Source organism: Pseudomonas sp. B21128, from assembly GCF_044218865.1.
Lineage (GTDB): Bacteria > Pseudomonadota > Gammaproteobacteria > Pseudomonadales > Pseudomonadaceae > Aquipseudomonas > Aquipseudomonas iridis.
The window spans coordinates 1,358,482-1,384,892 of record NZ_CP162590.1 but is presented as its reverse complement, the minus strand read 5'-3'; the positions used below and the strand labels follow the sequence as shown (position 1 = coordinate 1,384,892).

Sequence of the window (26,411 nt, the reverse complement as noted above, 5' to 3'; positions counted from 1 at the left end):
CCAACAGTCAGAGCAGGAATTGCCCATGCCCGAAATATCCTTACCCAGCGCGGTCGATGTGTTGACCCAACTGGTGACCGGCCCCTCGTTGCGGGAAGTCGCCACAACAACACTGCGTCAGGCCCTCAAAACGCTGTATCCGAACCTGGAGATCGACCCGCAACGGGCCATGGTCGCGACGCCGACCTGGGTCATCACTGACGAGCACGCAACTCCGGGGGCCGATCAGTTCGAATCCCTCACCGATGCGCTGGTGCGGCTTGGCCTGTCCGGCGCCACGGTGACGTACCTCGACGACGAACACTTCCTGACCTTGCAGCCGACTGTCAGCCCGGCAATCCAGCTGCCGGTGAAAATCAGTGCCATCGCCCGGCTGATCAACGAGCTGGCGCCACTGCTCTTCGTTGCCTACAAAGAGCAACACATCGATTACTGGAGCGAAACCACCGCTGCAAATCACCCGCGCTGGTATCAACTGTCGGATGGCTTGCGCAGACTGTGGAATGTCGACGCAAGCCTTGGCTGGGATGCCGATGAGCAAGCCATGGCTCGCGCCGTTTTCAACAACCCGGACAAGCGAGAAAGAACCAACGACAAGTACAAGACCCGCGCCTGTCTGATTGACCTGGATCACGGTGAAGGGGCTGCCCGCAAACACGCGACACTGCTCAATACGGCCGTGCTGATCGGCACGCTCGGCCAGCGCACGCTGGTGCTCACTCACTCGGTGGTGCAAGGCTTTCGGCGCTTCGCTTCGGTGGACGAAATCGGCAATGCCCTGCCACACCGGTTTCGCGAAGGCGCCAGCGCCAAAGGTCTGAGCTGGCGACTCGTCGAGCCTGAAGGCGACTTCTTCAACCACCAGGCCTGCACTGTCATTGCCCTTGAAGCCGATGCGCTGGGCCAGATCAATTTCTTCGAAGGTCCGATTGTCAAAAGGCTCTATCCTCACGCCGGAACCGCTGCCAACCATCAACAACCGATACCACGCCTGAAACCGCACATCGAGCGACTGAAGCCAATGCTGCCCGAGTGGCTGGACGCTGCCTCACCTGCCGATCAGACCCTCTACGGCCGATACTTGCTGGATCTGACGGTGGTGCAACATGCGAACCAGGGCAAATCGTTTCAGAGCGAAGTCAACGATCTGCACACATTCACACGCGAGGCACTGACTGCACAGATTCTCAAAGACCACCCGACAGCGACCGATATCAAACTCGACGACATCGAGATGACCATCGTCAGCCTGGTGATCTGGGGCACGTTCATAGTGCCGGGCGAATTTCAGACCAAAACGCTGACGCTTCTGGATCTCGCACTGCAAAACCTGGCGGGTCTGCCCCTGGGCAATAAAAGAGTGGCCTACAAGGACGGCAGCGCATTACCGCAATGGATGACCGTGACCTATGTCGAGGAGCTGGTAAAGACCGTCGACATCGGCAGCACTTACCCGGCGTACCTGAAGAAAAAACTGCTCGACGACGCCACTCAGGCATCTGCTCTGCAGGATCTCTATAGCCAACAGTTACCCCTTGAATTGCCGTTGCTGGCCTTGCAACACAAGATCCGTGGCGAAGCAGGCATCACTGAGCTGGGTTACCGATACGTGGTCGCGGCACTGAGCAGCGTCGCTGCAGATCGTCAGGTCGACGGGCAGGAAATCGTCATCCGCCCTCTGGCATTCGTGACCCACCGCAGCACCTCCCGCGCGGACACCGTGGACAACATGTTCGTCATCGGCCCGCGCGACCCGGACAAAGGGCCGTGCCTGCTTTATCGACCGCTGTTCGAAAAGGCGCTGATTCAATACCCCGGTCCTACCAACTTGCTGTACGCAATCAAGCATTCCCAGGATCTGCGCGAATCAGTATTGGCGTGGTTACCCGATAGCGTGCGATTCAACTTCAGCCAGTATGTGTTTGCGGCAAGGGTTCCCTCGGTGTGGGTCATTCCAGAGATCGTGGTTCACCCGCTGACCCTCATTGATATGTCCAGGCCCGTCACGCTGGGCTCCGACGTCATCGAAAGCGATGTTCTGGCAACGCTGCACAAGACCAATGTGCAAGCAGTCATCACTCAAGCTGACCGCCAATCGGTATCCAACGCGGAAGCACGCTGGGCCACGCTCAAACGCGGTGGCTGGGCGCTCTTTAACGCGGCGCTGCCCTTTCTGGGGCGCGGTGTCGCAATAGCGGCGTGGATCTGGCAGATCATGGACGACTTGCAGGAGGTCAGCGACGCTGCCAATCAACAATCCGGCAAAGTCGCCTGGTCGGCACTTGCCGATATTCTCCTCGCACTGGGCATGGTCCTCGCCCATCGCGCAGCGGTCGGTCACAAGCCCGCCCACAAGGCCATCAGTGCAATTGATGAGTGGGCGTCGCTGACACCTCATCCCGTACCTGAGCTCATCAATTCTGTACACGCACCGGATATCGCGGGCAGTGAACTGGTCGCCAATCATGGAACGTCGATCAACACCATCGCCGCTCTAGAGCAATCGAACCACAGCCTCGCCGCACTGCTGGACCGTCTCAATGTCAGCAAGCCCGAAGCACTTGGAGCTGCGGCGAGTGAGGGCCCGTATCAGCACCTCTACCAACATGGCGGAAAATGGTATGCGCCGGTCGACAAGCGCTGGTTCCAGGTGCAGATCAATGAAGATGAACACGTGCAGATCATCGACTCGAGCCGTCAACCTCCCGGCACCGGACCCTTTCTGGTACGCAGCGCGGCCGGCCAATGGGTCGTCGACCTGCGATTGCGCCTGAGCGGCGGCAGCCTGAGCAGTCGGCGCAAACAGGTCCAGCGTCAGAACAAGCAGCGCATCTCTCAGCACCGAAGTGCTATTAGCGCCTTCGACCTGACGATGGCGTCCAAGCTGACTGAGCTCACACAAACCCGCACCGCCATGGACGCCGCCCTGCCGGAAACGGCCAAGACTGCGCGCAAACACTACCTCGATCTGCTGGATTCACAGCTCAAGGAATACGGCGATAATATCAAGCAAATCAGGGAGTTGAATTCGCTACAGGAGGTTCCCAATTTCCGCGCGGTGATGATTGAGCGGCTGGAGATGCAACTGTTCCTCGGCCAGGAATGGCTCATAGAGAACAGCACGGATTTTCAGGCCAATATCCGCGCTACGACGATGGCGATCGAGGACCACAGGCAATCGTCGTCGCAGCGGTTCATTCAGACGTGCGAAGAAATGCGCGATCAGACTCAAGGGATCATGGAAAAGATCGACGCGTCCCATGCACGGTTCGCAGAACTTGAACGCCTCGGCGAAGGCGCTGTGGAGCTACTGATCAAATATCGGAAAACGCTGCCGGACTACGATCTGAATGATTTCAAGCTGCTGCAAATCTCTCTAGGCCAAGAGATTTGCGTCAAGCCGGGCACAACAGCGGTCAGGGCGCAGGTGCAGTCGGCGATGGAACAACTCATCGAAAGCGCAGCACTGAACGTTCAGAGCTCGCTGAATCTGAGTACCGATGAAAGTCTGCACAACCTCGGTGAGCGGATCGATACCCTCAATCACCTGACCCGGCAATTTGCCGCGGTGGATCAGGGTTTCGGCGATATCGCCGCCGAGTTTGCGGACCAGCTCAACCTTTCTCGGCTTGCGCGGGTACGTGAAAGGGTCAAGGAGTTCAGCGACATAACGGTCACGCAGCTGGCAGGCTTGCTGCGAGACCGACGTCTGGTCGAACCTCAAGCCGGTCCGTCCAGGCCCGCAGGCACGAACACCCGGAAAATCATCAAGACCCGCAGCAAAGGCACACTCGTGGGTGTACCGAAAGCTGCCACGGAGGGCGGGCCAAGCGATCTGGTCGAATTGCGCTCGAACATGGCAGGGGTCATCGCCATCTTTCAGGAAGAGTCACCCGGTGTTTGGGTGGAACACATTACCGCTACGCCGACGACGCAACGCCCCAAGCCGCCGTCCAGGCTCAATCTCAATAAAAGTATCCGCGCCGGCCAGGCACTGCTCGATGGCCTTGCGGAGTTTCATCGGGTTACCGACGCTCGGATCAAGCGGGGTCCGCGGCTTCCGGTGGAGGTCGAAGAGGAATACCACCGGCATGCAGCCCTGCTGCGCAAAGCCAACGCCGACATCGATGAGGCATTGACGGCGCGCAATGCCACGGCGGATCTCGACAATCCGACGCAAGAACTGGGTCACGCGCTGGAGAAGGCAGCAAAAACGCTCGATGAAAAAGGCACCAGTACCCGGGCCAGAATGATCAAACAGCAGATGCCGACAGGCGCCGGTGTCGAGTGGCTGAACAATCACGGTGAAGTGACCATCGCCAAAATCCTTACGCGACGCGAACTCAAAAGTCGCCCGAATGATTTTCTGGACGAGTACGAAGTACGCGATATCAAAACCAACAAGGTGGTGTGTTACGCGCATTTTCACTACAGCAGTGTCAGCGCGCCGCTAACGCCATTCCTTGCCGGACACCTGAAAACCAACGCGCAGCGGCATTTAGGGGGGACCTATGAATTGCGTGGTTTGAACAATCAGCAAATCATCGATATTCACCGCAGCGAGATTTCCACCCAATTGGCCGAGACCTTGTTCTTCACGCCCGCCAAGCCTGCTGCAACCGGGCCAACGCAGCCTTGATCGCGGCTTCCGGCACGGCGGCGAACCCCAGGACCAGACCGGCGCGCCGGTCCCGGGGAGTCGTGGAGTCCGGCAACCAGTAATGGCTCAAGCCGCTGATTTCGACATCCACGCGCGCAGCTTGCTCGATCAATTGCTGCTCACGGTCGATGCTCTCCACCTTCACGGTCAGGTGCAGCCCGGCCGACACCGCCGGCAGGTCACCGACGCCTGGAATTGTCATTGGCCAACCATCGAGCAACGTATTGCGCCGGTTCAGCGCGGCGCGGCGCATCCGGCGGATATGTCGCTGGAAATGCCCGGCCGCCATGAACTCGGCCATCACCGCTTGCGTGCTCACCTCCGAATGCCGGACGTCCACCGCCCGACGTTGCGAAAACGCCGGCACCAGCGCCGGTGGCAGCACCAGATAACCGAGGCGCAACGCCGGGAATGCGACCTTGCCGAACGTGCCGACATACAGCACGCGGCCCTGTTGATCGAGTGCCGCCAAGGGGGCCAATGGCGCGCCGGTGTAACGGTACTCGCCGTCGTAGTCATCCTCAACGATCCAGCCTTGCGTGCGCTCGGCCCAGGCGAGCAGTTCAAGACGCCGCGCCAGGCTCATCACCACGCCTGTCGGGTATTGATGCGAGGGCGTCACGTAAGCCACGCGACAATCACTGGCACCCGACAGTGCCGAGCAATCCATGCCCTCCTCGTCCACGCCAATCCCGCGCAGAATGCCTCCCGCCAAGGCAAACGCATGACCGGCCGCACGGTACCCCGGATTTTCGATCGCAACGCCATCGCCAGGCTCCACTAGCAGCTGTGCACAAAGACTGATTGCCTGCTGTGCGCCACTGGTGATCACAATTTGCTCAGCCGAGCACTGCATCCCTCGCGAACTGCGCAGATAGGCCGCAATCAGGCCGCGCAGACGCGCATCGCCGGCCGGGTCGCCGTAACACATCTGCTGAAGATCCGGTTTGCGCCAGAAAGCCCCAGTGAGCTTGGCCCAGACATCAAACGGAAACAGATCGAATGCCGGTACGCCAACCCGAAATGCGCGCGGCGGGCCACTGGGGGGATGGGGTAAATGGTTGTTTTCCAACCGCTGTAAAACGCCGCTGTGGATAACTTTACTGGATGAAAGCACAGTGGAATTTGCAAAATTTGTGGATAAGGCTGTGGGTAAGCCTGTTGAAAACCCTGTGGATACTTTTGTGGATAGTTTTTTTGCCTTGAGCGGGTCACGGGGCAGTTGGGCCACGTAAGTGCCATCGCCCACCCGCCCTTCAATGAAGCCTTCGGCATAGAGTTGATCGTAGGCCCGAACCACGCTGTTGCGGGAAATCGCCAGCGCGGCGGCCAGATCACGGCTGGCTGGCAGGCGCGTGCCACTGGCCAGCCGCCCGTCGAGCACACGCAGTCGCAGCGCCTGATAGAGCTGACGGCTCAAACCCTGACGGCGATCAAGCTCGATGCCCGCCGGGTTGAACGGCATAGACAACGTGGACAAATCAGGCATGGTAATGGACCTATGAAATTGGCCATCAATGGCTCTTACATCAGACCAATAGCCTGCCTAGGATGTCTGTATTCGCCAAGGAAAATCTCTCATGTACACGCCGCGCGCCTTTGCCATCGATGAGCTGTCTCAACTCCACGAACTGGTCCTCGCCACTCGCCTCGCCATCCTGGTCACCCACGGCGAAAACGGTCTGCAAGCCAGCCATGTGCCGGTGCTGCTGCATTGCGAACAAGGTGAGTACGGCACGCTCTACGGGCATCTGGCCAGGGCCAATCCGCAGTGGAAGGACCTGCGCGACGGTGCCGAAGCAATGCTGATTTTTGCCGGCCCGGATGCCTACGTCACCCCGGGGTTTTATCCGAGCAAAGCGGAGCACGGCAAAGTCGTACCGACCTGGAACTACATCGCCGTGCACGCCTACGGCCACGCCGAGACCTTCAGCGACGGCGGACGGCTGCTCGACATCGTCAGCACCCTCACCGACCGCCATGAGGCCGGCCGCGCACAGCCTTGGTCGGTCGCCGACGCGCCCGCCGATTACATCGACAGCATGCTCAAGGCCATCGTCGGTTTTGCCATTCCCATCGACCGCCTGGAAGGCAAGCGCAAGCTCAGCCAGAACCGCAGCGCCGAAGATATCGCCGGCGTGCGCGAAGGGCTGGCCGCCAGCTCCGAAATCAATGATCAAACCCTCGCCCAATTGATGCGTTAAGGAAATCACCATGAGTCAGATCGAGATCCGTCAGGTCAGCGCCGACGACCACGCCGCCTGGCTGGCGCTGTGGCAAGCGTACCTGCGCTTCTACACCACCGAACTGCCGGAGGCGGTGACGAACAGTACCTGGCAGCGCTTCCTCGACCCGAGCGAACCGACGCACGCCGCCCTCGCCTGGGCTGACGGTAAAGCGCTGGGCATGGTGCATTACATCTACCATCGCTCGAACTGGAGCATCGAAAACTCCTGCTACCTGCAAGACTTGCTGGTGGCGCCTGAAACCCGCGGCACCGGCGTCGGTCGCCAGTTGATCGAGCATGTCTATGCAACGGCCAAAGCCGACGGCTGCTGCAAAGTCCATTGGCTGACCCACGAATCCAACGCCACGGCGATCCAGCTCTACGAGCGCATCGCCGAGCGCCCAGGCTTCATCCAGTTTCGCAAAGCCCTTTAAGGAAACGCGCTCATGACCACTTCACCTGCCGATTGGAAAGGCGTGCCCGCCCCCACGACCACGCTGCTCGAAGGCCGCTTCATCCGCCTGGAAAGGCTCGACCCGGCGCGCCACGGTGACGACCTGTTCAACGCCCTCGAAGGCCCCGGCGCCGACCCGAAACTCTGGGACTTCCTGCCCTACGGCCCGTTTCCCGAGCGCCACGTGTTCAATGACTGGCTGAACAATCACGCGGCCAGCAGCGATCCGTATTTCTTCAGCATCATTGACCGCGCCAGCGGCCAGGTGCAAGGCATGCTCAGCCTGATGTCGATTGTCCCGGCCCATGGCCGTATCGAAATCGGCCACGTGACTTTCGGTGCGCCAATGCAGCGCTCGCCAAAAAGCACCGAGGCGGTTTACCTGTTGGCCAAACACTCCTTTGACCTGGGCTACCGTCGCCTGGAATGGAAGTGCAACAACGCTAACGCCCGCTCCAAATACGCCGCTGAACGCCTGGGCTTCAGCTTCGAAGGCGTTTTCCGCCAGCACATGGTGGTCAAGGGCCAGAATCGCGACACCGCGTGGTACTCGATTGTGGATTCGGAATGGCCGGCGATTGCGACGGGTTTTGAGCGGTGGCTGTCGGATGAAAATCAGACATCTGATGGGCAGGTGAAGGGGTTGGTCGAGTGCCGTTCTTAACCTTTTAAAAGCAAAAGATCGCAGCCTTCGGCAGCTTCTACACGGGACAAAATGTAGGCGCTGCCGCAGGCTGCGATCTTTTGATCTGCTTACTTAAACCAGTTTCTGCGCCAGCACCGCAATGTGTTCTGGCCCGATACCGCAGCAACCACCCAAATGGCTGGCGCCGCGCTGCTGCCAATCTCTCGCCCAATGCAAATAACCTGGCGGATCGAGATCGTCGCGCAACGGATCCAGTCCGTCATTGGCCGTTGCCTCCTTGGGCTGCGGCGGAAACGCGTTGGCATAGGCGCCGATGTGAATCTTCACCCCCAGACCCTCGAAGGTGTCGCGCGCCGCATCAATCGCTGCACCAATCACTTCCGGCTGGCTGCAATTGAACAGCAACGTTTCAACGCCCAACTCCGCTGCCACCGCAGCCGCCTCGGCGACCGGCTCGCCAGAACGCAAACGCGGTACGTCGTCAGTGTCTTCATCTTTCAAGGTAAACGACAGCCAGAACGGCTTGCCGTCCTGCGGCAATCCGGCGTGGATGGCCCGTGCCTCGATAATCGAACTCTGGGTTTCCGCCAGCCACAGGTCAACGTGCGGTGCCAGACCGTTGACCAACGGATTCAGCAATTCCGTGACTCGAGACGCGTCGAACAGATCAGGACGATAAGAGCCGAACAACGGAGGCAAGGAGCCGGCCACCCGCACGTTTTTACCCGATGCCTGCACCGCACGCCGCGCCAGTTCGCCGGCTAACGCTGCCAAAGCCTGACCTTCAGCGGCGAAACGCGATTCGCCGATATGAAACGGCACCACTGCATAACTGTTGCTAGTGATCACGTCGGCACCACTGGCGATATAGGCTGCGTGTACAGCCTCGACCGCTTGCGGTGCTTCGCTCAGCGCCAGTGCCGACCATTCTGGCTGCCGAAATGGCGCCCCGGCTCGTTGCAACTCACGGCCCATGCCGCCATCAAGAATAACCGTGTTCGCTGCGCCCATATGCTTTTCACTCATATGCTTATGAAAATAACTCACTATCAGAGTCGTTCTTATAACTATTTAATACGCACCATTCGGTTAATAACAACCTCTTTTTTATTCAGGGATCGCCTGTGAAACTCCAACCACTACTGGCCCTGGGCCTGACGATTCTGGCCGCCTCTACCCAAGCCTTAGGCGGCACCACACTGGATCGCGTCGAGCAAAAGAAAGAGCTGGTCGGCGTGTTGATGGAAAGCTATCCGCCCTTCTCGTTCCTCAACGATCAGAACCAGCTCGACGGCTTCGACGTCGATGTCGCCAAAGCCGTGGCGGAGAAACTGGGGGTCAAGCTGCGTCTCGAAACACCGTCCTGGGACGTCATCGCTGCCGGCCGCTGGAGTGGTCGCTACGACATCTGCATCTGCTCGATGACGCCGAGCAAGGCCCGCGCCGAAGTGTTCAATTTCCCGGTCGAGTACTACGCCTCACCGGCAGTGATCGTGGTCAACGCCAAAGACGATCGCATCCACAGCGCCAGGGATCTGAGCGGCAAGAAGGTCGGCCTTACCAGCGCATCCAGTTATGAAAGTTATCTGAACAAGAATCTGGTCATTGAGGGCGCCGAGGACACACAGCTCCAGTATCCATTCGAAGATGTACAGATCGCGCCGTACGACACCGACAACGTCGCGTTCCAGGATCTTGGCCTCGGCGCGGGCGTGCGCCTTGATGCAATCCTCACCAACCTCGTCACTGCGCAGCCACGCCTGAATGAAGACAAACGCTTCAAGCTCGCTGGCGAGCCGCTGTACTCGGAGCCGAACTCGGTCGCCATCGAGAAGGGTGATGCGCAGTGGGATGCCAAGGTCCGCGAGGTCTTTGCCCAACTCAAACAGGACGGCACCCTGAGCAAGCTTTCGCAAAAATGGATCGGTGCCGACATCAGCCAATGACTTCTTTCCCGGTACCTCCCAAGCCACCGCAACCGGTGGCTGAATCACGCCTGCGCCGGCTGTTCGATTTCCGTACAAGGCTGTACCTGACCTGGGCGGTGATGTTCTGCCTGTTCGCGGGGTTCTTTCTGAGCTTCGACCTGAAGTTTTCGATCATCCTCGACAAGCTGCCCAACCTGGTCGGCCTGAAACTGGCACCTAATGGTTTCTTGCAGGGGGCAGCACTGACGCTGTTTCTGTGCCTGTGCTCAATCGTTGCTTCGGTGCTGCTGGGTTTCGTGACTGCGCTGGCGCGACTGTCGAAAAGTGCGGTGGCCTTCGGCATCGCCAGTTTTTACGCCTCGTTCTTTCGTGGCACGCCGCTGCTGATCCAGATCCTGCTGATCTATCTCGGTTTGCCGCAACTGGGCATCGTGCCGGGCGCCATCGTCGCCGGGATCATCGCCCTGTCACTCAACTATGGCGCGTACCTCAGCGAGATCTTCCGCGCAGGCATTCTTGGCGTCCCGTATGGCCAGCGAGAAGCATCGCTGGCACTGGGCATGCGCGACTCAGTCATTCTCTGGCGCATTACGCTGCCTCAGGCCATGCGCACCATCATCCCGCCCACGACCAACCAATTCATTTCGATGCTGAAAGATTCGTCGTTGATCTCGGTGATGGGCGTCTGGGAAGTGATGTTTCTCGCGCAGTCGTATGGACGTTCAAGCTATCGCTACATCGAAATGCTGACCACGGCGGCCATCATTTACTGGTTGATGTCGATTGGGCTGGAGCTGATTCAGGCGCGGATGGAGCGGCATTACGGCAGGGCGTACGTTCGCCGTACTTAGGTGATCCGTAACCCGTCACGGGTTGAGTGGGCAATGGGATGAGTTTTGCACCACTGAACAGTCGGCGACGTCCCGCTTGATTGTAGGAAAAGGAAGCGCTGGATTCGGGTAAAAACACCGGCTGCGGATCTGGTGGAAATTTTCCACAAAATGAAGCGATGTCGCCTGCAACGCTTCGGGAAGCAGCCGACATCGGATTCTTGAGTGCATCAATAGAGTTGGGTCTTCTTTCAGCAGAGACTTTACTTGATGGATGCTCAACACAAGTACCAAGCAAAAAAACTCGCGTTAGCAATCGCGCTGACGCTGGGGTGCACGCCCTTCACTTATGCAGAACTAAGCCCTGATCCAGCACCGAGCGCTGAAGAGTTGATCAGTATGTTCGACCACTTCGTCGCTGATCCTAACACCGTCAAGCATGACCCCATCAAAGCAAAGGTCGCTGCAATCGACGGTGTTTCCCTGACGCTTGATGACCGTAATGATCTGCTTACTTTAGGCAGCCGCGGCAATTTTGCCGGGCTGGTTGATGGCGCGGGCGGAGTGAATGTCCTACAACTCGATGGCGCGAGAGGAACGCTGGGGAAAACTGTTAACTTCAACGGTTTGCACGTCAAGCAAGGCACCTGGACTCGCAGTGGAGATGGCGATTTCGATCTTGGCGTTCTGGTCAGGTCAAAAGCATCATTGACCAATGATGGGAACATATTGGGGCACGCAGTGACCTCGGGAATTCTGATCAACAAAGGGGCCATAGTTGGCGGAGCCACAGTATTGGGCGGCGGAGACCTTACCAACAAGGGACTGATTGACGGCACCGTCACCGTTCACGAAAAGGGACATTTCGCGGGTGGGGGCGCGTTGAAAAACCTGAACGTCCACGGGAGGCTTTCGGTTGATGAGGTGTATCACGCCCCGAAAGTGAGTGGGGACCTGAACCTGTCGCAAACAGCGGTTTTGTCCTACGCCGTTAATGCTGCGGGTAACGGCCCGACGATAGAAGTCGGCGGAACCGCCCGGCTTGGCGACGCAACCCTGAAACTCGTCACTGCCGGTGAGTACCCTAAAAGCTCCGAGCACACCATTCTCACTGCAAAAAAAGTCGAAGGGCGTTTTGTCAGCATCGAGAACAACCTGGCCTTCATGACGCCAGAGGTGCATTACGAAGATCAAAAAGTCGGGCTGACTTATTCCCGCAATGAAGTAGAAATTGAAAGTCTTGCGAATACAGAAAACGGTCGTGCGGTTGGCGGAGCCATAGATGCGCCAACCGAACCAACGCCATACGCGATACCAACACCAACACCAACATCAACACCGTTGACTACCTCGACACCAATATCATTGCCGGCACCAGATGTAGCTTCAGTGCCAGATTCCGTTACAGCTTTAGCTCCCGCTCCTGCGTCAGTTGCTGTTGATGTTGATGTTCCATCCGCAGTTGCAACATCGTCGACAACGCACTCTCCAGTGCCGGTTGAATCCTTTGTCGAGCGCGCCCCCCAAAACGTCGAACAACCGGCAGTTCAACCGCAAAAACCGGCAAATGCTGCGGTCACCGCGTTACTGGCCAGCGATAAAACTACTGCCCCCGTCGCCCTCGAACAACTCGCCGCCGGCAGCAACGCCAACCTCGCCAAAGCCACGTTAAGCAGCGTGACCCCCGTGAGCGCAAGCATGCTGTCGGCCATGCGCCAACTCGACCCTCGCACGGGCGCAGCTTACGGCTCGGGCAATTCACCTCGCGAAGCTGCCGGCGGTGCAGATTCCGGGCGAGTCTGGGTTCAGGCATTGGGCCATGGCGGCAAGGTTGATCGCGAGCACGACAGCACCCTGAAACACGCCACCCACGGCCTGGTCATGGGCGCTGACTGGCGGCTCAATGAGCAATGGCATATCGGTCTGCTGGGCGGCAAATCCCAAACCAGATTCGATGCCCGCCAATACGATGGCGACCTCGACAGCTGGCACGTTGGCGCCTACGCCGTGCGTCAGGATGGACCAATGGCGCTGCGCCTGGGTGCCACTTACGCCAGCCATGACGGCAGCAGCAAACGTCGGGTGGCGTTCAACGGATTCAGCGATCGCCTCAAAGGCAATTACGACGCCACCACCCAGCAAGCCTTCGCCGAACTGGGCTTCAACTTCGGCCGCAACGACGCGACACTCGAACCGTTCGCCAGCCTCGGCTACCAACGTTATCAACGCGACAGCCACAGTGAAAAAGGGGGTGATGCGGCGCTGAAAGTATTTGGGCAAACCCGCGACAATCTCAGCAGTACCTTCGGCCTGCGCACGGCAAAAATCCACACACTGGACAACGGCATGAGCCTGACGCCGCGATTGAGCGCCGGGTGGAAACACACCTTTGGTGAACTCGACAGCGACACCCGCCAGCAACTGGTCAAGGGCGGCAAACGCTTCACCGTGGCCGGGGCAGAACTGGACCGCAACAGCTTGGGCGTCGATGCGGGTCTGGACCTCGGACCGTCGACCAACCACACGCTGGGCGTGGTCGTAACAGGAGAGTTCGGCAGCGAAAGCCGCAATCACGGCGTGATGGGTCAGTGGCGCATGGCGTTCTAAATCGCTTCCTGCAGGAGCTGCCGCAGGCTGCGATCTTTTGATCTTCGTTTTAAACGATCACAAGATCGCAGCCTGCGGTAGCTTCTACAGGTGAAAAAACGGACGAAAAAAAGGGGAGCACATGCCCCCCCGAGGTTTAAAGCGTTTGATCGCGGCGGTTATCTCAGCCTTCGATCTCGATCAGGATTTCGCCCGGGTTCACCCGGTCGCCCTTGGCCACATGAATCGCCGTAACCTTGCCGGCGATGGCGGCCTGAACTTCGGTTTCCATCTTCATGGCTTCGGTGATCAGCACAGCCTGGCCCGCCTTGACGGTGTCGCCTTCCTTGACCAGCACATCGACGATGTTGCCGGGCATGGTGGTGCTGACGTGGCCTGGAGCCGACGCTTGCTTGCGCTTGCTGCTGCCGCCGCCGACGAATTCGTTAAGCGGTTCGAACACCACTTCTTCCGGCATGCCGTCGATGGACAGGTAGAAGTGACGCTTGCCTTCGGCCTTCACACCGACACCCGTGATATCGACGCGGTAAGTCTCACCGTGGACGTCAATGACGAACTCGGTCGGCACACCTTCGCCGCTCGCCGACGTCACGGCGCCAGCCTCTGGAATCGGCAGCAGCACTTCCGGCACGAGAGTGCCGGCGGCACGCTCTTCGAGGAACTTGCGACCGATGTCCGGGAACATGGCGAAGGTCAGCACGTCTTCTTCCGACTTGGCCAATGCACCGATATCGGCACGCAGCTTAGTCATTTCCGGTTTGAGCAGATCGGCCGGACGCACGTCGATGACTTCTTCGCTGCCGATGGCCTGACGACGCAGTTTTTCATTCACCACGCCCGGCGCCTTGCCGTAGCCGCCCTGCAGGTAGAGTTTCACTTCGTTGGTGATGGTTTTGTAGCGCTCGCCGGCCAGCACGTTGAAGAACGCCTGGGTGCCGACGATCTGCGAAGTCGGGGTGACCAGCGGCGGGAAGCCGAGGTCTTCACGCACGCGCGGGATTTCCGCCAGCACTTCAGCCATGCGGTTCAGCGCGCCCTGCTCTTTCAACTGGTTGGCCAGGTTGGAAATCATCCCGCCCGGCACCTGATTGACTTGCACACGGGTGTCGACAGCGGTGAATTCGCTTTCGAACTGGTGGTACTTCTTGCGCACAGCGTAGAAGTACAGGCCGATCTCTTGCAGCAGTTCAAGGTTCAGACCGGTATCGAATTCGCTGCCCTTGAGCGCAGCCACCATCGACTCGGTGCCCGGATGGCTGGTGCCCGAGGCGAAGCTGGAGATCGCGGTATCGATGTGGTCAGCGCCATTTTCGATTGCCTTGAGTTGGCACATCGTCGCCAGGCCAGCGGTGTCATGCGAATGAATGAACACTGGCAGCGACTGCTCGGCTTTCAATGCCCGGACCAGTTCACCGGTCGCGTAGGGCGTCAGTAGACCGGCCATGTCCTTGATTGCTACCGAGTCGCAACCCATGGCTTCCATTTGTTTGGCTTGCGCCACGAAAGCGTCAATCGTGTGCACCGGGCTGGTGGTGTAAGCGATGGTGCCCTGGGCGTGCTTACCGGCAGCTTTCACCGCTTCGATGGCCACACGCAGGTTACGCACGTCGTTCATCGCGTCGAAGATGCGGAACACGTCGATGCCATTGACCGCTGCCTTGGCGACGAACGCTTTGACCACGTCATCGCTGTAATGGCGATAGCCCAACAGGTTCTGGCCACGCAGGAGCATTTGCAGACGCGTGTTAGGCAACGCGGCGCGCAGTTGGCGCAGACGCTCCCACGGATCTTCCTTGAGGAAACGTACGCAGGCGTCGAAGGTCGCGCCGCCCCAGCATTCCAGCGACCAGTAGCCGACTTTGTCGAGCTTGTCGCAGATCGGCAGCATGTCTTCGGTGCGCATGCGGGTGGCGAGCAGCGATTGGTGAGCGTCGCGCAGGACGGTGTCGGTAACGAAGATTTTCTTAGTCATTGGTATCTCCTCATAGCGGCAAGCTTCAAGCTACGAGCTGCAAGAAAAAGCCAATCTGCTTTTACTTGCCGCTTGCAGCTAAAAGCTCGCAGCTGCTTCATTCATAGGCCTGCGTGGGCGGCGATGGCGGCGGCGATGGCCAGGGCCAGCTCTTCGGGTTTGCGCTTGATCGAGTAGTTGGTCAGTTCAGGGTGGCTTTCAACGAAGCTGGTATTGAACTGGCCGCTACGAAATTCCGGGTTGCGCAGGATTTCCTGATAGTACGCGGCGGTGGTCTTCACGCCTTGCAGGCGCATGTCGTCGAGGGCGCGCAGGCCACGGTCCATCGCCTCTTCCCAGGTCAATGCCCAGACCACCAGTTTCAGGCACATCGAATCGTAGAACGGCGGGATGGTGTAACCGGTGTAGATCGCCGTGTCGGTGCGCACACCCGGCCCGCCGGGGGCGTAGTAACGGGTGATCTTGCCGAAGCTCGGCAGGAAGTTGTTTTTCGGGTCTTCAGCGTTGATGCGGAACTGCAACGCGAAACCACGGTGCTGGATGTCTTCCTGCTTGACCGACAGCGGCAGGCCGGAAGCAATCCGGATCTGCTCGCGGACGATGTCGATCCCGGTGATTTCTTCGGTGATGGTGTGTTCGACCTGCACCCGGGTGTTCATCTCCATGAAGTACACCTCGCCCTCGGCGAGCAGGAACTCCACAGTACCGGCGTTCTCGTAGCCCACGGCTTTGGCAGCACGCACCGACAGGTCGCCAATGTAGGCGCGCTGTTCCGGGGTCAGTTGCGGGCTCGGGGCGATTTCGATCAGCTTCTGGTTGCGACGCTGGATCGAGCAGTCACGCTCGAACAGATGCACGACGTTGCCGAAGCTGTCGCCGAGGATCTGCGCTTCGATGTGTTTGGGATTGACGATGCATTTTTCCAGGAACACTTCCGCCGAACCAAAGGCCTTGGTGGCCTCGGAGATAACGCGGGGGAAATTCTGTTCGAGTTCTTCGCGACTGTTGCAGCGGCGGATACCGCGACCGCCACCACCGGAGGTGGCCTTGAGCATCACCGGATAGCCGATGCGGTCACCTTCGGTCAGGGCTTCGGCGATGTCCGCCACGTTGCCCTCGGTGCCCGGCGTAACCGGCACGCCAGCCTTGATCATGCTGCGGCGCGCTTCGGTCTTGTCGCCCATGCGGCGAATGACTTCTGCCGACGGGCCAATGAATTTGATTCCACGCTCGGCGCAGATGTCTGCCAGTTCGGCGTTTTCCGACAGGAAACCGTAACCAGGATGCAGTGCATCGCAGCCAGTTTCCACCGCGAGGTTCACCAGCTTACGCGGGTTGAGGTAACCGGCCAGTGGTTCGGCACCGATGCTGTGGGCCTCGTCCGCACGCTTCACATGCAGCGCATGCCGGTCGGCGTCGGAAAAAATCGCAACCGAGCGAATGCCCATCTCGGCGCAGGCTCGCACGATTCGTACGGCAATCTCACCACGGTTGGCGATCAGGATCTTTTTTATCACTTGGAGGTTCCCTTGAGCCGGTGGCACCACGACCTGCTAGACCCAGGTCGACGCGTGACCAAATGTTTCAGTTTGGTCGCGTCTCCACACTAGCGCTCGCAAGGGATTAACAAAAATGAATAATTATTGGGTCAGGCATAAGTAAAGACTTATAGTTGAAACATCCGCCCGTACACAGAGCCTGAATAAAATGCGTAAGTCACTGATGCGTATGACATTACGCCAATTACAGATATTCAATGAAGTGTGTGATTTACGCTCTTACAGCCGCGCGGCCGAGGAAATGTCGCTCACACAACCGGCCGTCAGCCTACAGATTCGTCAGCTCGAAGAGCTGATCGGGCAGCCATTATTCGATTATGTCGGCAAAAAACTCTACATGACCGAGGCTGCCGAAGCCCTTCAGCGCGCCAGTCGAGACATCTTCGGACGCCTGGAGAACCTCGACATGCAGCTGTCGGACATGCAGGGCTCGCTGCAGGGCCAACTGAAGCTGGCGGTGGAGTCGAGCGCCAAGTATTTCGTGCCACATCTGTTCGCGGCGTTCAAACGCCAGCATCCGGAAGTGAATCTGCAACTGACCGTGGTCAATCGTGGCCAGGTGATTCGACGTCTTTCCGACAACCGCGATGATCTGGTGATCATGTCGATGGTGCCCCAGGACATGGGGCTGGAATTCCTTCCGTTTCTCAATAATCCGATTGTCGCCGCGGCTCGCCCGGATCATCCACTGGCGCATATGGGGCCGCTGCGTTTGCAGGATCTTGAGCCGTACACGCTACTGATCCGCGAACCCGGCTCGGGTACGCGACTGGCGTGCGAAGAGTATTTCAAAGAGAAGCGCGTGCACTTCACCCAGACTCAAGAGGTGGCCTCGGCCGAAGCACAGCGTGAATGCGTGGCGGCGGGTCTGGGCCTGGCGCTGTTGACGCGCCACGCCCTGAACCTGGAGCTGGCGACCGGCGGTCTGGTCGAGCTGCCGGTCGAGGAGTTACCGCTGTTGCGGAGCTGGTGCCTGGTACAAGCCAAAGCCAAGCGCTTGTCACCCGTGGCGCACGCCTTCCTGGCGTTTATCCGCAGCGAACGCGTGCAGATCAGCGCGCTGGTTGAGCGTTTCGACGGGAAGCTGCCGGTGCTGCCTGCCAGTAATTGAGTTCGACTTCCTCGGGAAAACCGCCGATTTCGGCCTGAAGCTGACGAAGTTCGTAGCGATCTTCGATGGCGCGACGGAACTCCATGCGGCGCTGATCTTCCTGCTGACGACGGGTTTTCGCTGCGCTGTTGCGTTCTTCGTAGGGCTGAGCCATTTCGAGTCTCCCAAGGCGATTACGGGAGTTTCACGATAGGTGCGGGGGATGACGGTTTGGCTGCGGGAGGATGACAGTGCGATGAAACTTGCGGATGACAGCGGTGCTTGTAACGACGCCATCGCGGGCAAGCCCGCTCCCACAGGTTTGGGCGTGGAACACAAAAGATGTGAACACCGCCACCCCTGTGGGAGCGGGCTTGCCCGCGATTAAGGCCGGAACGACTTTACGATGACTTCAGTCATCCAGTGCTTTTACGGCTTTGGGCGAGAGCCGCAAGCTACGCAGACTGCGCTTCACGCTCTTGAGGTGGTTGACCAGGCTCGGACCCCGCGCCATGGCCACGCCCATGGCCAGCACGTCGATTACCACCAGGTGGGCAATGCGCGAAGTCAGCGGCGTATAGATTTCGGTGTCTTCATGCACATCGATCGCCAGATTGACCGTCGACAGTTCCGCCAATGGCGTCTGGCTCGGGCACAGCGTGATCAGCGAAGCGCCGCTCTCGCGCACCAGATTGGCGGTAATCAGCAAATCCTTGGAGCGCCCGGACTGGGAAATGCAGATCGCCACGTCAGTCGGCTTCAACGTTACCGCCGACATCGCCTGCATATGCGGATCGGAGTAGGCCGCCGCCGTCAGCAGCAGGCGGAAGAACTTGTGTTGCGCATCCGCTGCCACCGCGCCCGACGCGCCAAAGCCATAGAACTCGACGCGCTGCGCCTGCGACATCAAGGTCACCGCACGCTGCAATTCCACCGGATCGAGCCTCTCGCGAACCTCCATCAACGTGTGCAACGTGGTGTCGAAAATCTTCAGGCTGTAATCAGCGACCGAGTCGTCTTCATGGATCGCGAACTGGCCGAAACTGGCACCGGCGGCCAGGCTCTGTGCCAGTTTCAGTTTCAGATCCTGAAAGCCGGAACAACCGATGGCGCGACAAAAGCGCACGATGGTCGGCTCACTGATGCCGACGTTGTGGGCCAGATCGGCCATGGAACTGTGCATCACCGCCGCAGGGTCAAGCAGCACGTGGTCGGCGACCTTGAGCTCCGACTTGCGTAACAGGTGACGTGACTGGGCGATGTGTTGCAGCAGATTCAAGGGGCTGGACTCTTGTTATGGTCGGGGATGTAGCAAGCTTGTAGTTATACTACATGAATCGGCTTTTTGCCTGCTCAATGCGTAACTCCATGTCCCCATATCAGGCGCGATGGGGTGCATGTAGCCCTTAAAGCGGGTTTTCCTGCGCACGCAAAAGCCCGGCCAGAGCGGCAGCTTTAACGGGTCGACTGATTAGATAACCCTGCACTTCATCACAGCGCTCGGCGCGCAAAAATTCCAACTGTTCCTCGCGCTCTACCCCCTCAGCCACCACTTTCAGCGACAGCCCATGGGCCATGGCGATGATCGCCCGGGTGATCGCCGCATCTTCGCTGCTCTCGCCCAAACCACGAATGAACGCTTGATCGATCTTCACGTAATCCACCGGGATGCGCTTGAGATAGCTGAGCGATGAATACCCGGTGCCAAAATCGTCGATGGCCAGTTTCACCCCCAGATCGCGCAGTTGCTGGAACGTCGCGATGATGTGCTCAACGCTGTCGAGCAGCTGACTTTCGGTCAGTTCGAGTTCGAGGTAGTGCGGCGCCAGCCCGGTTTCTTCCAGCACTTGTCTCACCAGACTGACCAGCTTGCCCTGGCGCAACTGGTGCACCGACAGGTTCACCGAAACGCGAATCGGCGCGAGCCCCTGACGCTGCCATTCGCACGCCTGCCAGCAAGCCTGGCGCAGCACGAATTCGCCGATCGGCCCGATCAATCCGGTCTCTTCGGCCAGCCCGATGAAGTCCCCCGGCGGCACCTGACCCAAACTCGGGTGATCCCAGCGCACCAGTGCTTCCGCCGCATTCAAGCGCCCCGACTCCAGGCACAGCTTGGGCTGATAGAACACCTGTAATTGCTTCTCATCGATGGCTTTACGCAACTGGTTTTCCAGCTGCAATCGCTCAAGGGTGCTGGCCTGCAGGCTCTCGGTGTAGAACTGGAAATTGTTGCCGCCCAGATGTTTGGCATGTTGCATGGCCATGTTCGACTGGCTGACCAGCGCGGAGATCTCCCGTGCGTTGTCCGGCAGCATGCTGATGCCCATCGAAGCGCTGACCACCAATTCGTGCCCGTCCACGGTCAGCGGCAGGCGCAGTTTGCCCGCCAGTCGCGTGGCGACCCGCGCCAGACTCGACAGGTTGCCATAGGCATCGAAGAGCACAGCGAACTCGTCGCCGGATAAGCGAGCGATCGTGTCGGCTTCCGGCAAGGCGTTGACCAACCGGCGAGCCATCTTCTGCAACAACTGGTCAGCGACTTCGTGGCCCAAACTGTCGTTGAGCAATTTGAAGCGATCCAGATTGATGTGCAGCAGCGCAAGACTGCGCCGGCCGCCCTGTCGAACCCGCTGATGGGCCTCATGCAGCCGTTCGCGGAATAGCGAGCGATTGGCCAGACCGGTAAGTTCGTCGTAGTGCGTCAAATAACGCATGCGCTCTTCGGATTCACGCCGTGCGGAAAGATCGGCGAAGAAGCCCACGATATGGCCGACATTTCCCCGACTATCGCGTACTGCGTTGAGTTGTAGCCATTGCGGATACAGTTCGCCATTCTTGCGGGTCTCCACCAATTCGCCCTGCCAACTACCGTACTGCTCAAGGGCGGTGCGGATGGCGACGTAGTGGCGGCGGGCATCGCGACTGCATGGCAGCTCGACCACATTACGCCCGAGCATTTCATCAATGCCGTAACCGGTGACCCGGCTGAACGCCTGATTGATCGCGATCAGTGTGTAATCCGGATCCAAAATCACAATGCCTTCGCTGGCCGCTTCGAACACCGTTGCGGCAAGGCGCTGCTGCTCTTCGACGCGCTTGCTGGCGCTGATATCGCGGCGAGTGCCCACCATGCGGATCACTTGCCCACTTTCACTGCGCTCTACGGCGCGGCCGCGGTCCTCGATCCAGACCCAATGGCCATCGCCGTGACGCACGCGGTATTCAATCTGATAGTCCTCGCTGCGGCCCTTCAGATGTTCGATCAACGCCTGTTTGAGGGGTGGCACATCTTCGGGGTGCAGCCGCGGTTTGAGGTCGCGCAGGATGGCGGTGACGTATTCCGGGGCTAGGCCGAACAGTTCCTGGATCTGCGTGTGGTGGACTTCGTCGGTTTGCAGATTCCAGTCCCACAGCCCCAACTCACTGGCCTTCAACGCCAGCGCCAGGCGTGTTTCGCTTTTGCTCAAGGCCTGATTGGCGGCGTCCAGCTCGCGGCTGCGCAGGGCGACGCGGTCTTCCAGCTCGACCTGAGCTTCGCGCAACTTGCCCTCGGCGCAGCGCCGATGGTCGATTTCCGTCGCCAGTTCTTGATTGAGCTGCTCGCTGCGCGCCTGTGTCTGCTGCAGATGTTCGATCAGGTGCTGATTCTGGAAGCGCCGCAGCAAACCACGATCAATCAGACGATTGACCTGCCACGCCACGACGCTCAGCGACCCCAACAGAATCAGCCCGAGCCAGCCCCAACCACGCGCCTGCTCGTCACCGCCCCAAAACAGATAACCGATCGCCGGCAGCAGACAAGGCAAGGTAAACGACAGAAATGCCGGCAGGCTCACCGCGTAGGCGACACTGGCCGACAGGGTCGCGGCGCCGATCAGACCGAAAACCCAGGCTTGCTGCATGAAGTTGTCGGCGGGTACCAGCGCGATGCCCGCACCGGCCAAGGTCAGGCCGGTCATGGTCGAGCCGAGCAGGAACATCCGGCGCCAGATCGGCTGGGCCTGGCGACTGGGGATGGCGGAGTCGAACGCCGCTACCTGGATCACACGTAACGCCACCAGCGACAACAACCACACCAGCCAGACGCTGACCACGAAAGAGCGCTGCGGGCTCCAGAGCAAAGCGGCGCAGACCAGACCATTGATCAACATGAACAGCGTGGGCAACAAAGAGCCCTGATACAGCAGGCGCGTGCGCTCGACCGCCATCTCGACGGCGTAGTGCTTGCGGATAACCCGGGGTTCCACAGAGGGTCCCGACAGTTCGGCGCTGAGGGTCATGGGCAACGTTCTTGTTCTTATAAGGGGGCGTGCGCCCGAAACGTGGACGGAGCATACACAAGCCGATCCCGTTGCCAAACTGCTCCGGATCACAATTTCATCGAAATTTTTCCCTCCCTTGGTGCCGGCAGAACCCCCAGAGTGAGGCGGGCTGACGCCTGTAGCCAGTGACCGACCGGTCGTCATCGACGGCACTTTCATCGGCTAATTCAAAGCTCGGTTTGCCCGGGCCTGCGGCGCACCCTAGAATGCCCCGATGCGCGATGACCTCTCCCTTCTGCTGAACTCCCTCAACGATGCCCAACGTCAGGCCGTAGCAGCCCCCGTTGGCCGTCAGTTGGTCCTGGCCGGTGCCGGCTCTGGTAAAACCCGAGTGCTGGTGCACCGTATCGCCTGGTTGATCCAGGTCGAAAACGCCTCGCCTCACTCCATCCTGTCGGTGACCTTCACCAACAAGGCCGCTGCCGAGATGCGTCACCGCATCGAGCAGTTAATGGGTATCAACCCGGCTGGCATGTGGGTCGGCACCTTCCACGGCCTCGCGCACCGCTTGTTGCGGGCGCACTGGCAGGAAGCCGGGCTGAGCCAGACCTTCCAGATTCTCGACAGTGACGACCAGCAACGCCTGGTCAAGCGGGTGATCCGCGAGCTGGGCCTGGACGAGCAACGCTGGCCGGCACGTCAGGCCCAATGGTTCATTAATGGACAGAAAGACGAAGGTCTGCGTCCGCAACACATTCAGGCCAGCGGCGACTTGTACCTGGCCACCATGCGCGGCATTTACGAGGCCTACGAGGCTGCCTGCCTGCGCGCCGGCGTGATCGACTTCTCCGAACTGCTGCTGCGCGCCCTCGACTTGTGGCGCGACCACCCCGGCTTGCTGGCGCATTATCAGAAGCGCTTCCGGCACATTCTGGTGGACGAGTTCCAGGACACCAACGCCGTGCAGTACGCCTGGTTGCGCCTGCTCGGCAAGGGTGGCGACAGCCTGATGGTAGTCGGCGACGACGACCAGTCGATTTACGGCTGGCGCGGGGCGAAGATCGAAAACATCCATCAATACTCCGCCGACTTCCCGGACGCCGTGACCATTCGCCTGGAGCAGAACTACCGCTCCACCGCCGGCATCCTGAAAGCGGCCAACGCGCTGATCGCCAACAACACCGGACGCCTGGGCAAAGAGCTGTGGACGGACGGCGGCGACGGCGAGGCGATCAATCTGTACGCCGCGTTCAACGAACACGACGAAGCACGCTACGTTGTCGAAACCATCGAAAGCGCGCTCAAAACCGGCTTGGCTCGCAGCGACATCGCGATTCTGTACCGCTCCAACGCCCAATCACGCGTTTTGGAAGAAGCATTGCTGCGTGAACGCATTCCGTACCGCATCTATGGTGGCCAGCGCTTCTTCGAGCGTGCGGAAATCAAGAACGCCATGGCGTATCTGCGTTTGCTCGAAGGTCGGGGTAACGATGCTGCGCTGGAGCGGGTGATCAACGTTCCGGCTCGCGGCATTGGCGAAAAAACCGTTGAAGCAATTCGCGAGCATGCGCGCCACAGCGATGTGTCGATGTGGGAAGGCATGCGCCTGTTGGTCGCCAATAAAGGCCTGACCGGTCGTGCTGCGGGTGCGCTGGGTGCGTTTATCGAGCTGATCGAGAACCTCGCCGCCAAATGCGCCGAGATGCCGCTTCACTTGATGACCCAAACCGTCATCGAGCAATCTGGTCTGATCGCTTATCACGAAGCGGAAAAAGGCGAGAAAGGCCAGGCTCGGGTAGAAAACCTTGAGGAACTGGTCAGCGCCGCGCGCAACTTCGAGAACACTGAAGAAGACGAAGAACTCACGCCACTGGCAGCATTCCTCGGCCACGCTTCGCTGGAGGCCGGCGACACTCAGGCCGACGAGCACGAAGACAGCATTCAGTTGATGACCCTGCACAGTGCCAAAGGCCTGGAATTCCCTTACGTGTTCCTCGTGGGCATGGAAGAAGGCCTGTTCCCGCACAAGATGAGCCTGGAAGAACCGGGGCGTCTTGAAGAAGAACGACGCTTGGCCTACGTCGGTATCACCCGGGCGATGCAAAACCTGGTGATGACCTACGCTGAAACCCGACGCCTGTACGGCAGCGAAACCTACAACAAGGTCTCGCGTTTCGTACGAGAGGTGCCGAAAGGTCTGATTCAGGAAGTCCGTTTGTCGAACAGCGTCAGCCGTCCGTTCGGCGGCAACCAGTCGATGAGTGGCAGCAATCTGTTCAGCGGCAGCGAGATTCCGGAAACCGGCTTCAGCCTGGGTCAGGCTGTGCGCCATTCGGTCTTTGGCGACGGCGTGATCCTCAACTTCGAAGGCGCGGGTGCACAGGCGCGGGTGCAGGTGAACTTCGGCGAAGGCAGCAAGTGGCTGATGCTCGGTTACGCGAAGCTGGAAGCTATCTGACGCTCAAGCGCAGAACACATGTGGGAGCGAGCTTGCTCGCGCAAAGGGAGTGTCAGCCAATCAATGAGTTGAATGACACATCGCTTTCGCGAGCAAGCTCGCTCCCACAAGTGTCAATTTCTTTCTGAACCTATCTCCTTTTCTTACAGCCGAAAGTACATGGCCTTATTGCCCCGACGGAGCTGAACGTAACCTGTCAGGCAAAAGCCCGAAACACTCTCTCGCTAGCCAGTAACACTTCAGCTGTGCAACATGGCGCGCGTGTCTCCACAAACGGGAAATCCCTTTATGAAACGTTTTCTTAGCATCGCCATGGCGTTGTGCATCGGCCTGACGATGAGCCTCGACGCCAACGCCAAGCGCTTTGGTGGTGGCAAAAGCGCCGGCGCTGCGCCGTCGCACCAGACCAGCCAAATGGCTCCTTCTTCCGCAGCTGGCGGCGCTGCGGCGACCGCTGGTGCTGCCGGTGCCGCTGGCGCTGCTGCCAAGGCCGGCGGTGCTTCGAAATGGCTCGGCCCTCTGGCCGGTATCGCCGCCGGTGGTCTGCTCGCTTCCATGTTCATGGGCGGCGGCTTCCAGGGCATGCAGATCTTCGACATCCTGATCATGGCCGTGATCGCGTTCGTGATCTTCCGCTTCATCGCCGCTCGTCGCCGCAAGCAGCAGGAGCACCTGGCTCCAGCTGGCGCGCCGATGCAGCGTGAAGTGTTCGAGCAGAAGCCTGCCGGCATGGGTTCGATCTTCGGTGGTTCGGCTGCACCTGCTGCCGCCCGTCCGGTGATCAACGCACCGGCTTGGTTCAACGAGCAGAGCTTCCTTGAAGCTGCACGCAGCCACTTCCAGTCGCTGCAGCAGCACTGGGACGCTAACGAAATGGACAAGATCGCCGAGTTCGTGACCCCGCAGATGCTCGAATTCCTCAAGCGTGAACGTGCGGATCTGGGCGACGCCTTCCAGTCGACCTACATTGACAACCTCCAGGTTCAACTGGACGGCGTAGATGACCGTGCCGACAAGACCATCGCCACCCTGACCTTCAGTGGTGTGTCGAAGACCTCGCGTTTCGACCAAGGCGAAGTGTTCAGCGAAAGCTGGAACATGGAACGTCCGCAGGGCGAGAACCAGCCTTGGCTGGTGGCCGGTATCCGTCAGAACGGCTGATCCCCTCTGCGTTAAGCATGCGGTAACAAAAACCCCGGACTTGTCCGGGGTTTTTCTATTTCGCGGTTGCATCTATAGCAAGCTACTGTATAAACCGGCCCATATAAACCGCGCCATACAAGCAAGAGGATCCCGGACGTGGAAGAAATTATCGAACAACTGCGCGAAGCCAACGAACCGGTACCGGTGCCTTTGGAGTTGCCTGACGAAGACTTGCTGGTTGAAATCGAAGAACAACTGTTCATCGATATTCCGTTTGTCTTCAGGGAGTTTTTGCTGACGGTCAGCGACGTGGTTTACGGTAGCCTGGAGCCGGTAACTGTCACCGACCCGCAATCGCACACCTACTTGCCGGATGTCGCCGCCAACGCTTGGGATGCCGGCGTGGATCGCAGCCTGATTCCAATTTGCCAGGACGGCGACGACTACTACTGTGTCGAAGAAGACGGCACGGTGGTGTTGTGGCAAGCCGAGGAAGAGCTGATCGCCGAAGAAACCTGGGAATCGGTCTGGCATTGGGCGCGGGACGTCTGGCTGGAAAGCTGATTGGCCAAACG

Annotated in this window: 18 protein-coding genes; 11 read left to right on the top strand and 7 right to left on the bottom strand. The window is 59.4% G+C overall.

Annotation, left to right across the window (positions count from 1 at the left end):
* Positions 1-25: 25 nt before the first annotated feature.
* Complete coding sequence (locus AB4P91_RS06035; protein ID WP_395604490.1) at positions 26-4,639, top strand: dermonecrotic toxin domain-containing protein; 4,614 nt, start codon at positions 26-28, stop codon at positions 4,637-4,639.
* Here the strand turns inward: AB4P91_RS06035 and AB4P91_RS06030 are convergent.
* Positions 4,596-6,149 carry a PLP-dependent aminotransferase family protein gene (locus tag AB4P91_RS06030; RefSeq protein ID WP_395604489.1) on the bottom strand — a complete coding sequence of 518 codons (1,554 nt, stop codon included), beginning with the start codon at positions 6,147-6,149 and terminating at the stop codon, positions 4,596-4,598. The genes AB4P91_RS06035 and AB4P91_RS06030 overlap by 44 nt on opposite strands.
* 91 nt (positions 6,150-6,240) lie before the next feature.
* Between AB4P91_RS06030 and AB4P91_RS06025 the strand changes: the two genes are divergently transcribed.
* Genes AB4P91_RS06025 through AB4P91_RS06015 form a run of 3 tightly spaced genes read left to right on the top strand, consistent with a single transcriptional unit; the run spans position 6,241 to position 8,005 of the window.
* On the top strand, positions 6,241-6,864 hold the full coding sequence (locus AB4P91_RS06025; protein ID WP_150595927.1) for an FMN-binding negative transcriptional regulator: 624 nt from the start codon (positions 6,241-6,243) through the stop codon (positions 6,862-6,864).
* 10 nt (positions 6,865-6,874) lie between these two features.
* Positions 6,875-7,321 carry a GNAT family N-acetyltransferase gene (locus AB4P91_RS06020; RefSeq protein ID WP_150593395.1) on the top strand — a complete coding sequence of 149 codons (447 nt, stop codon included), beginning with the start codon at positions 6,875-6,877 and terminating at the stop codon, positions 7,319-7,321.
* Positions 7,322-7,333: 12 nt separating this feature from the next.
* The gene (locus tag AB4P91_RS06015; protein WP_150593394.1) at positions 7,334-8,005 is read left to right on the top strand and encodes a GNAT family N-acetyltransferase; all 672 of its coding nucleotides are present in this window, start codon (positions 7,334-7,336) and stop codon (positions 8,003-8,005) included.
* A 93-nt stretch (positions 8,006-8,098) separates the two neighbouring features.
* Here AB4P91_RS06015 and AB4P91_RS06010 read toward each other — a convergent pair whose 3' ends face one another.
* Positions 8,099-8,998, bottom strand: a complete 900-nt coding sequence (locus AB4P91_RS06010; RefSeq protein WP_150688293.1) for a homocysteine S-methyltransferase family protein — start codon at positions 8,996-8,998, stop codon at positions 8,099-8,101.
* 113 nt (positions 8,999-9,111) lie between these two features.
* Here AB4P91_RS06010 and AB4P91_RS06005 point away from each other — a divergent pair, with 113 nt between their 5' ends.
* The 3 genes from AB4P91_RS06005 (at position 9,112) to AB4P91_RS05995 (ending at position 13,352) form a co-directional block, all read left to right on the top strand.
* Positions 9,112-9,933, top strand: coding sequence for an ABC transporter substrate-binding protein (locus AB4P91_RS06005; RefSeq protein ID WP_395604488.1), 822 nt, complete (start codon positions 9,112-9,114; stop codon positions 9,931-9,933).
* Complete coding sequence (locus AB4P91_RS06000; RefSeq protein WP_395604487.1) at positions 9,930-10,766, top strand: amino acid ABC transporter permease; 837 nt, start codon at positions 9,930-9,932, stop codon at positions 10,764-10,766. The genes AB4P91_RS06005 and AB4P91_RS06000 overlap by 4 nt, the downstream gene beginning before the upstream one ends.
* A 249-nt stretch (positions 10,767-11,015) precedes the next feature.
* On the top strand, positions 11,016-13,352 hold the full coding sequence (locus tag AB4P91_RS05995) for an autotransporter domain-containing protein (protein ID WP_395604486.1): 2,337 nt from the start codon (positions 11,016-11,018) through the stop codon (positions 13,350-13,352).
* A 163-nt stretch (positions 13,353-13,515) separates the two neighbouring features.
* On the opposite strand, the gene oadA is transcribed toward AB4P91_RS05995, so the two are convergent.
* Together oadA and AB4P91_RS05985 are read right to left on the bottom strand one after the other, a co-directional pair.
* Positions 13,516-15,324 (bottom strand): sodium-extruding oxaloacetate decarboxylase subunit alpha, encoded by a 1,809-nt coding sequence (gene oadA, locus AB4P91_RS05990; protein WP_395604485.1) that lies wholly within the window; start codon positions 15,322-15,324, stop codon positions 13,516-13,518.
* 101 nt (positions 15,325-15,425) lie between these two features.
* Positions 15,426-16,841, bottom strand: coding sequence for an acetyl-CoA carboxylase biotin carboxylase subunit (locus tag AB4P91_RS05985; protein ID WP_042561843.1), 1,416 nt, complete (start codon positions 16,839-16,841; stop codon positions 15,426-15,428).
* Between the two features lie 190 nt (positions 16,842-17,031).
* Here AB4P91_RS05985 and AB4P91_RS05980 point away from each other — a divergent pair, with 190 nt between their 5' ends.
* Entirely contained in the window at positions 17,032-17,994 is a 963-nt protein-coding gene (locus tag AB4P91_RS05980) for a LysR family transcriptional regulator (RefSeq protein ID WP_150595923.1), read from the top strand.
* On the opposite strand, the gene AB4P91_RS05975 is transcribed toward AB4P91_RS05980, so the two are convergent.
* From AB4P91_RS05975 to AB4P91_RS05965, 3 genes are all read right to left on the bottom strand, one after another.
* On the bottom strand, positions 17,936-18,148 hold the full coding sequence (locus AB4P91_RS05975) for a PA3496 family putative envelope integrity protein (RefSeq protein ID WP_150593387.1): 213 nt from the start codon (positions 18,146-18,148) through the stop codon (positions 17,936-17,938). The genes AB4P91_RS05980 and AB4P91_RS05975 overlap by 59 nt on opposite strands.
* 237 nt (positions 18,149-18,385) lie before the next feature.
* Positions 18,386-19,252, bottom strand: a complete 867-nt coding sequence (gene hexR, locus AB4P91_RS05970; protein WP_150688289.1) for a transcriptional regulator HexR — start codon at positions 19,250-19,252, stop codon at positions 18,386-18,388.
* A gap of 127 nt (positions 19,253-19,379) precedes the next feature.
* Complete coding sequence (locus AB4P91_RS05965) at positions 19,380-22,253, bottom strand: putative bifunctional diguanylate cyclase/phosphodiesterase (RefSeq protein WP_395604484.1); 2,874 nt, start codon at positions 22,251-22,253, stop codon at positions 19,380-19,382.
* 256 nt (positions 22,254-22,509) lie between these two features.
* Between AB4P91_RS05965 and uvrD the strand changes: the two genes are divergently transcribed.
* From uvrD to AB4P91_RS05950, 3 genes are all read left to right on the top strand, one after another.
* Positions 22,510-24,693: a DNA helicase II gene (gene uvrD, locus AB4P91_RS05960; RefSeq protein ID WP_150593385.1), complete on the top strand. Its 2,184-nt coding sequence runs from the start codon at positions 22,510-22,512 to the stop codon at positions 24,691-24,693.
* A 288-nt stretch (positions 24,694-24,981) separates the two neighbouring features.
* Positions 24,982-25,854, top strand: a complete 873-nt coding sequence (locus AB4P91_RS05955) for a Tim44 domain-containing protein (RefSeq protein WP_047304270.1) — start codon at positions 24,982-24,984, stop codon at positions 25,852-25,854.
* Positions 25,855-25,992: 138 nt separating this feature from the next.
* Entirely contained in the window at positions 25,993-26,400 is a 408-nt protein-coding gene (locus tag AB4P91_RS05950; protein WP_003187120.1) for an SMI1/KNR4 family protein, read from the top strand.
* The last annotated feature ends 11 nt before the right edge of the window (positions 26,401-26,411 follow it).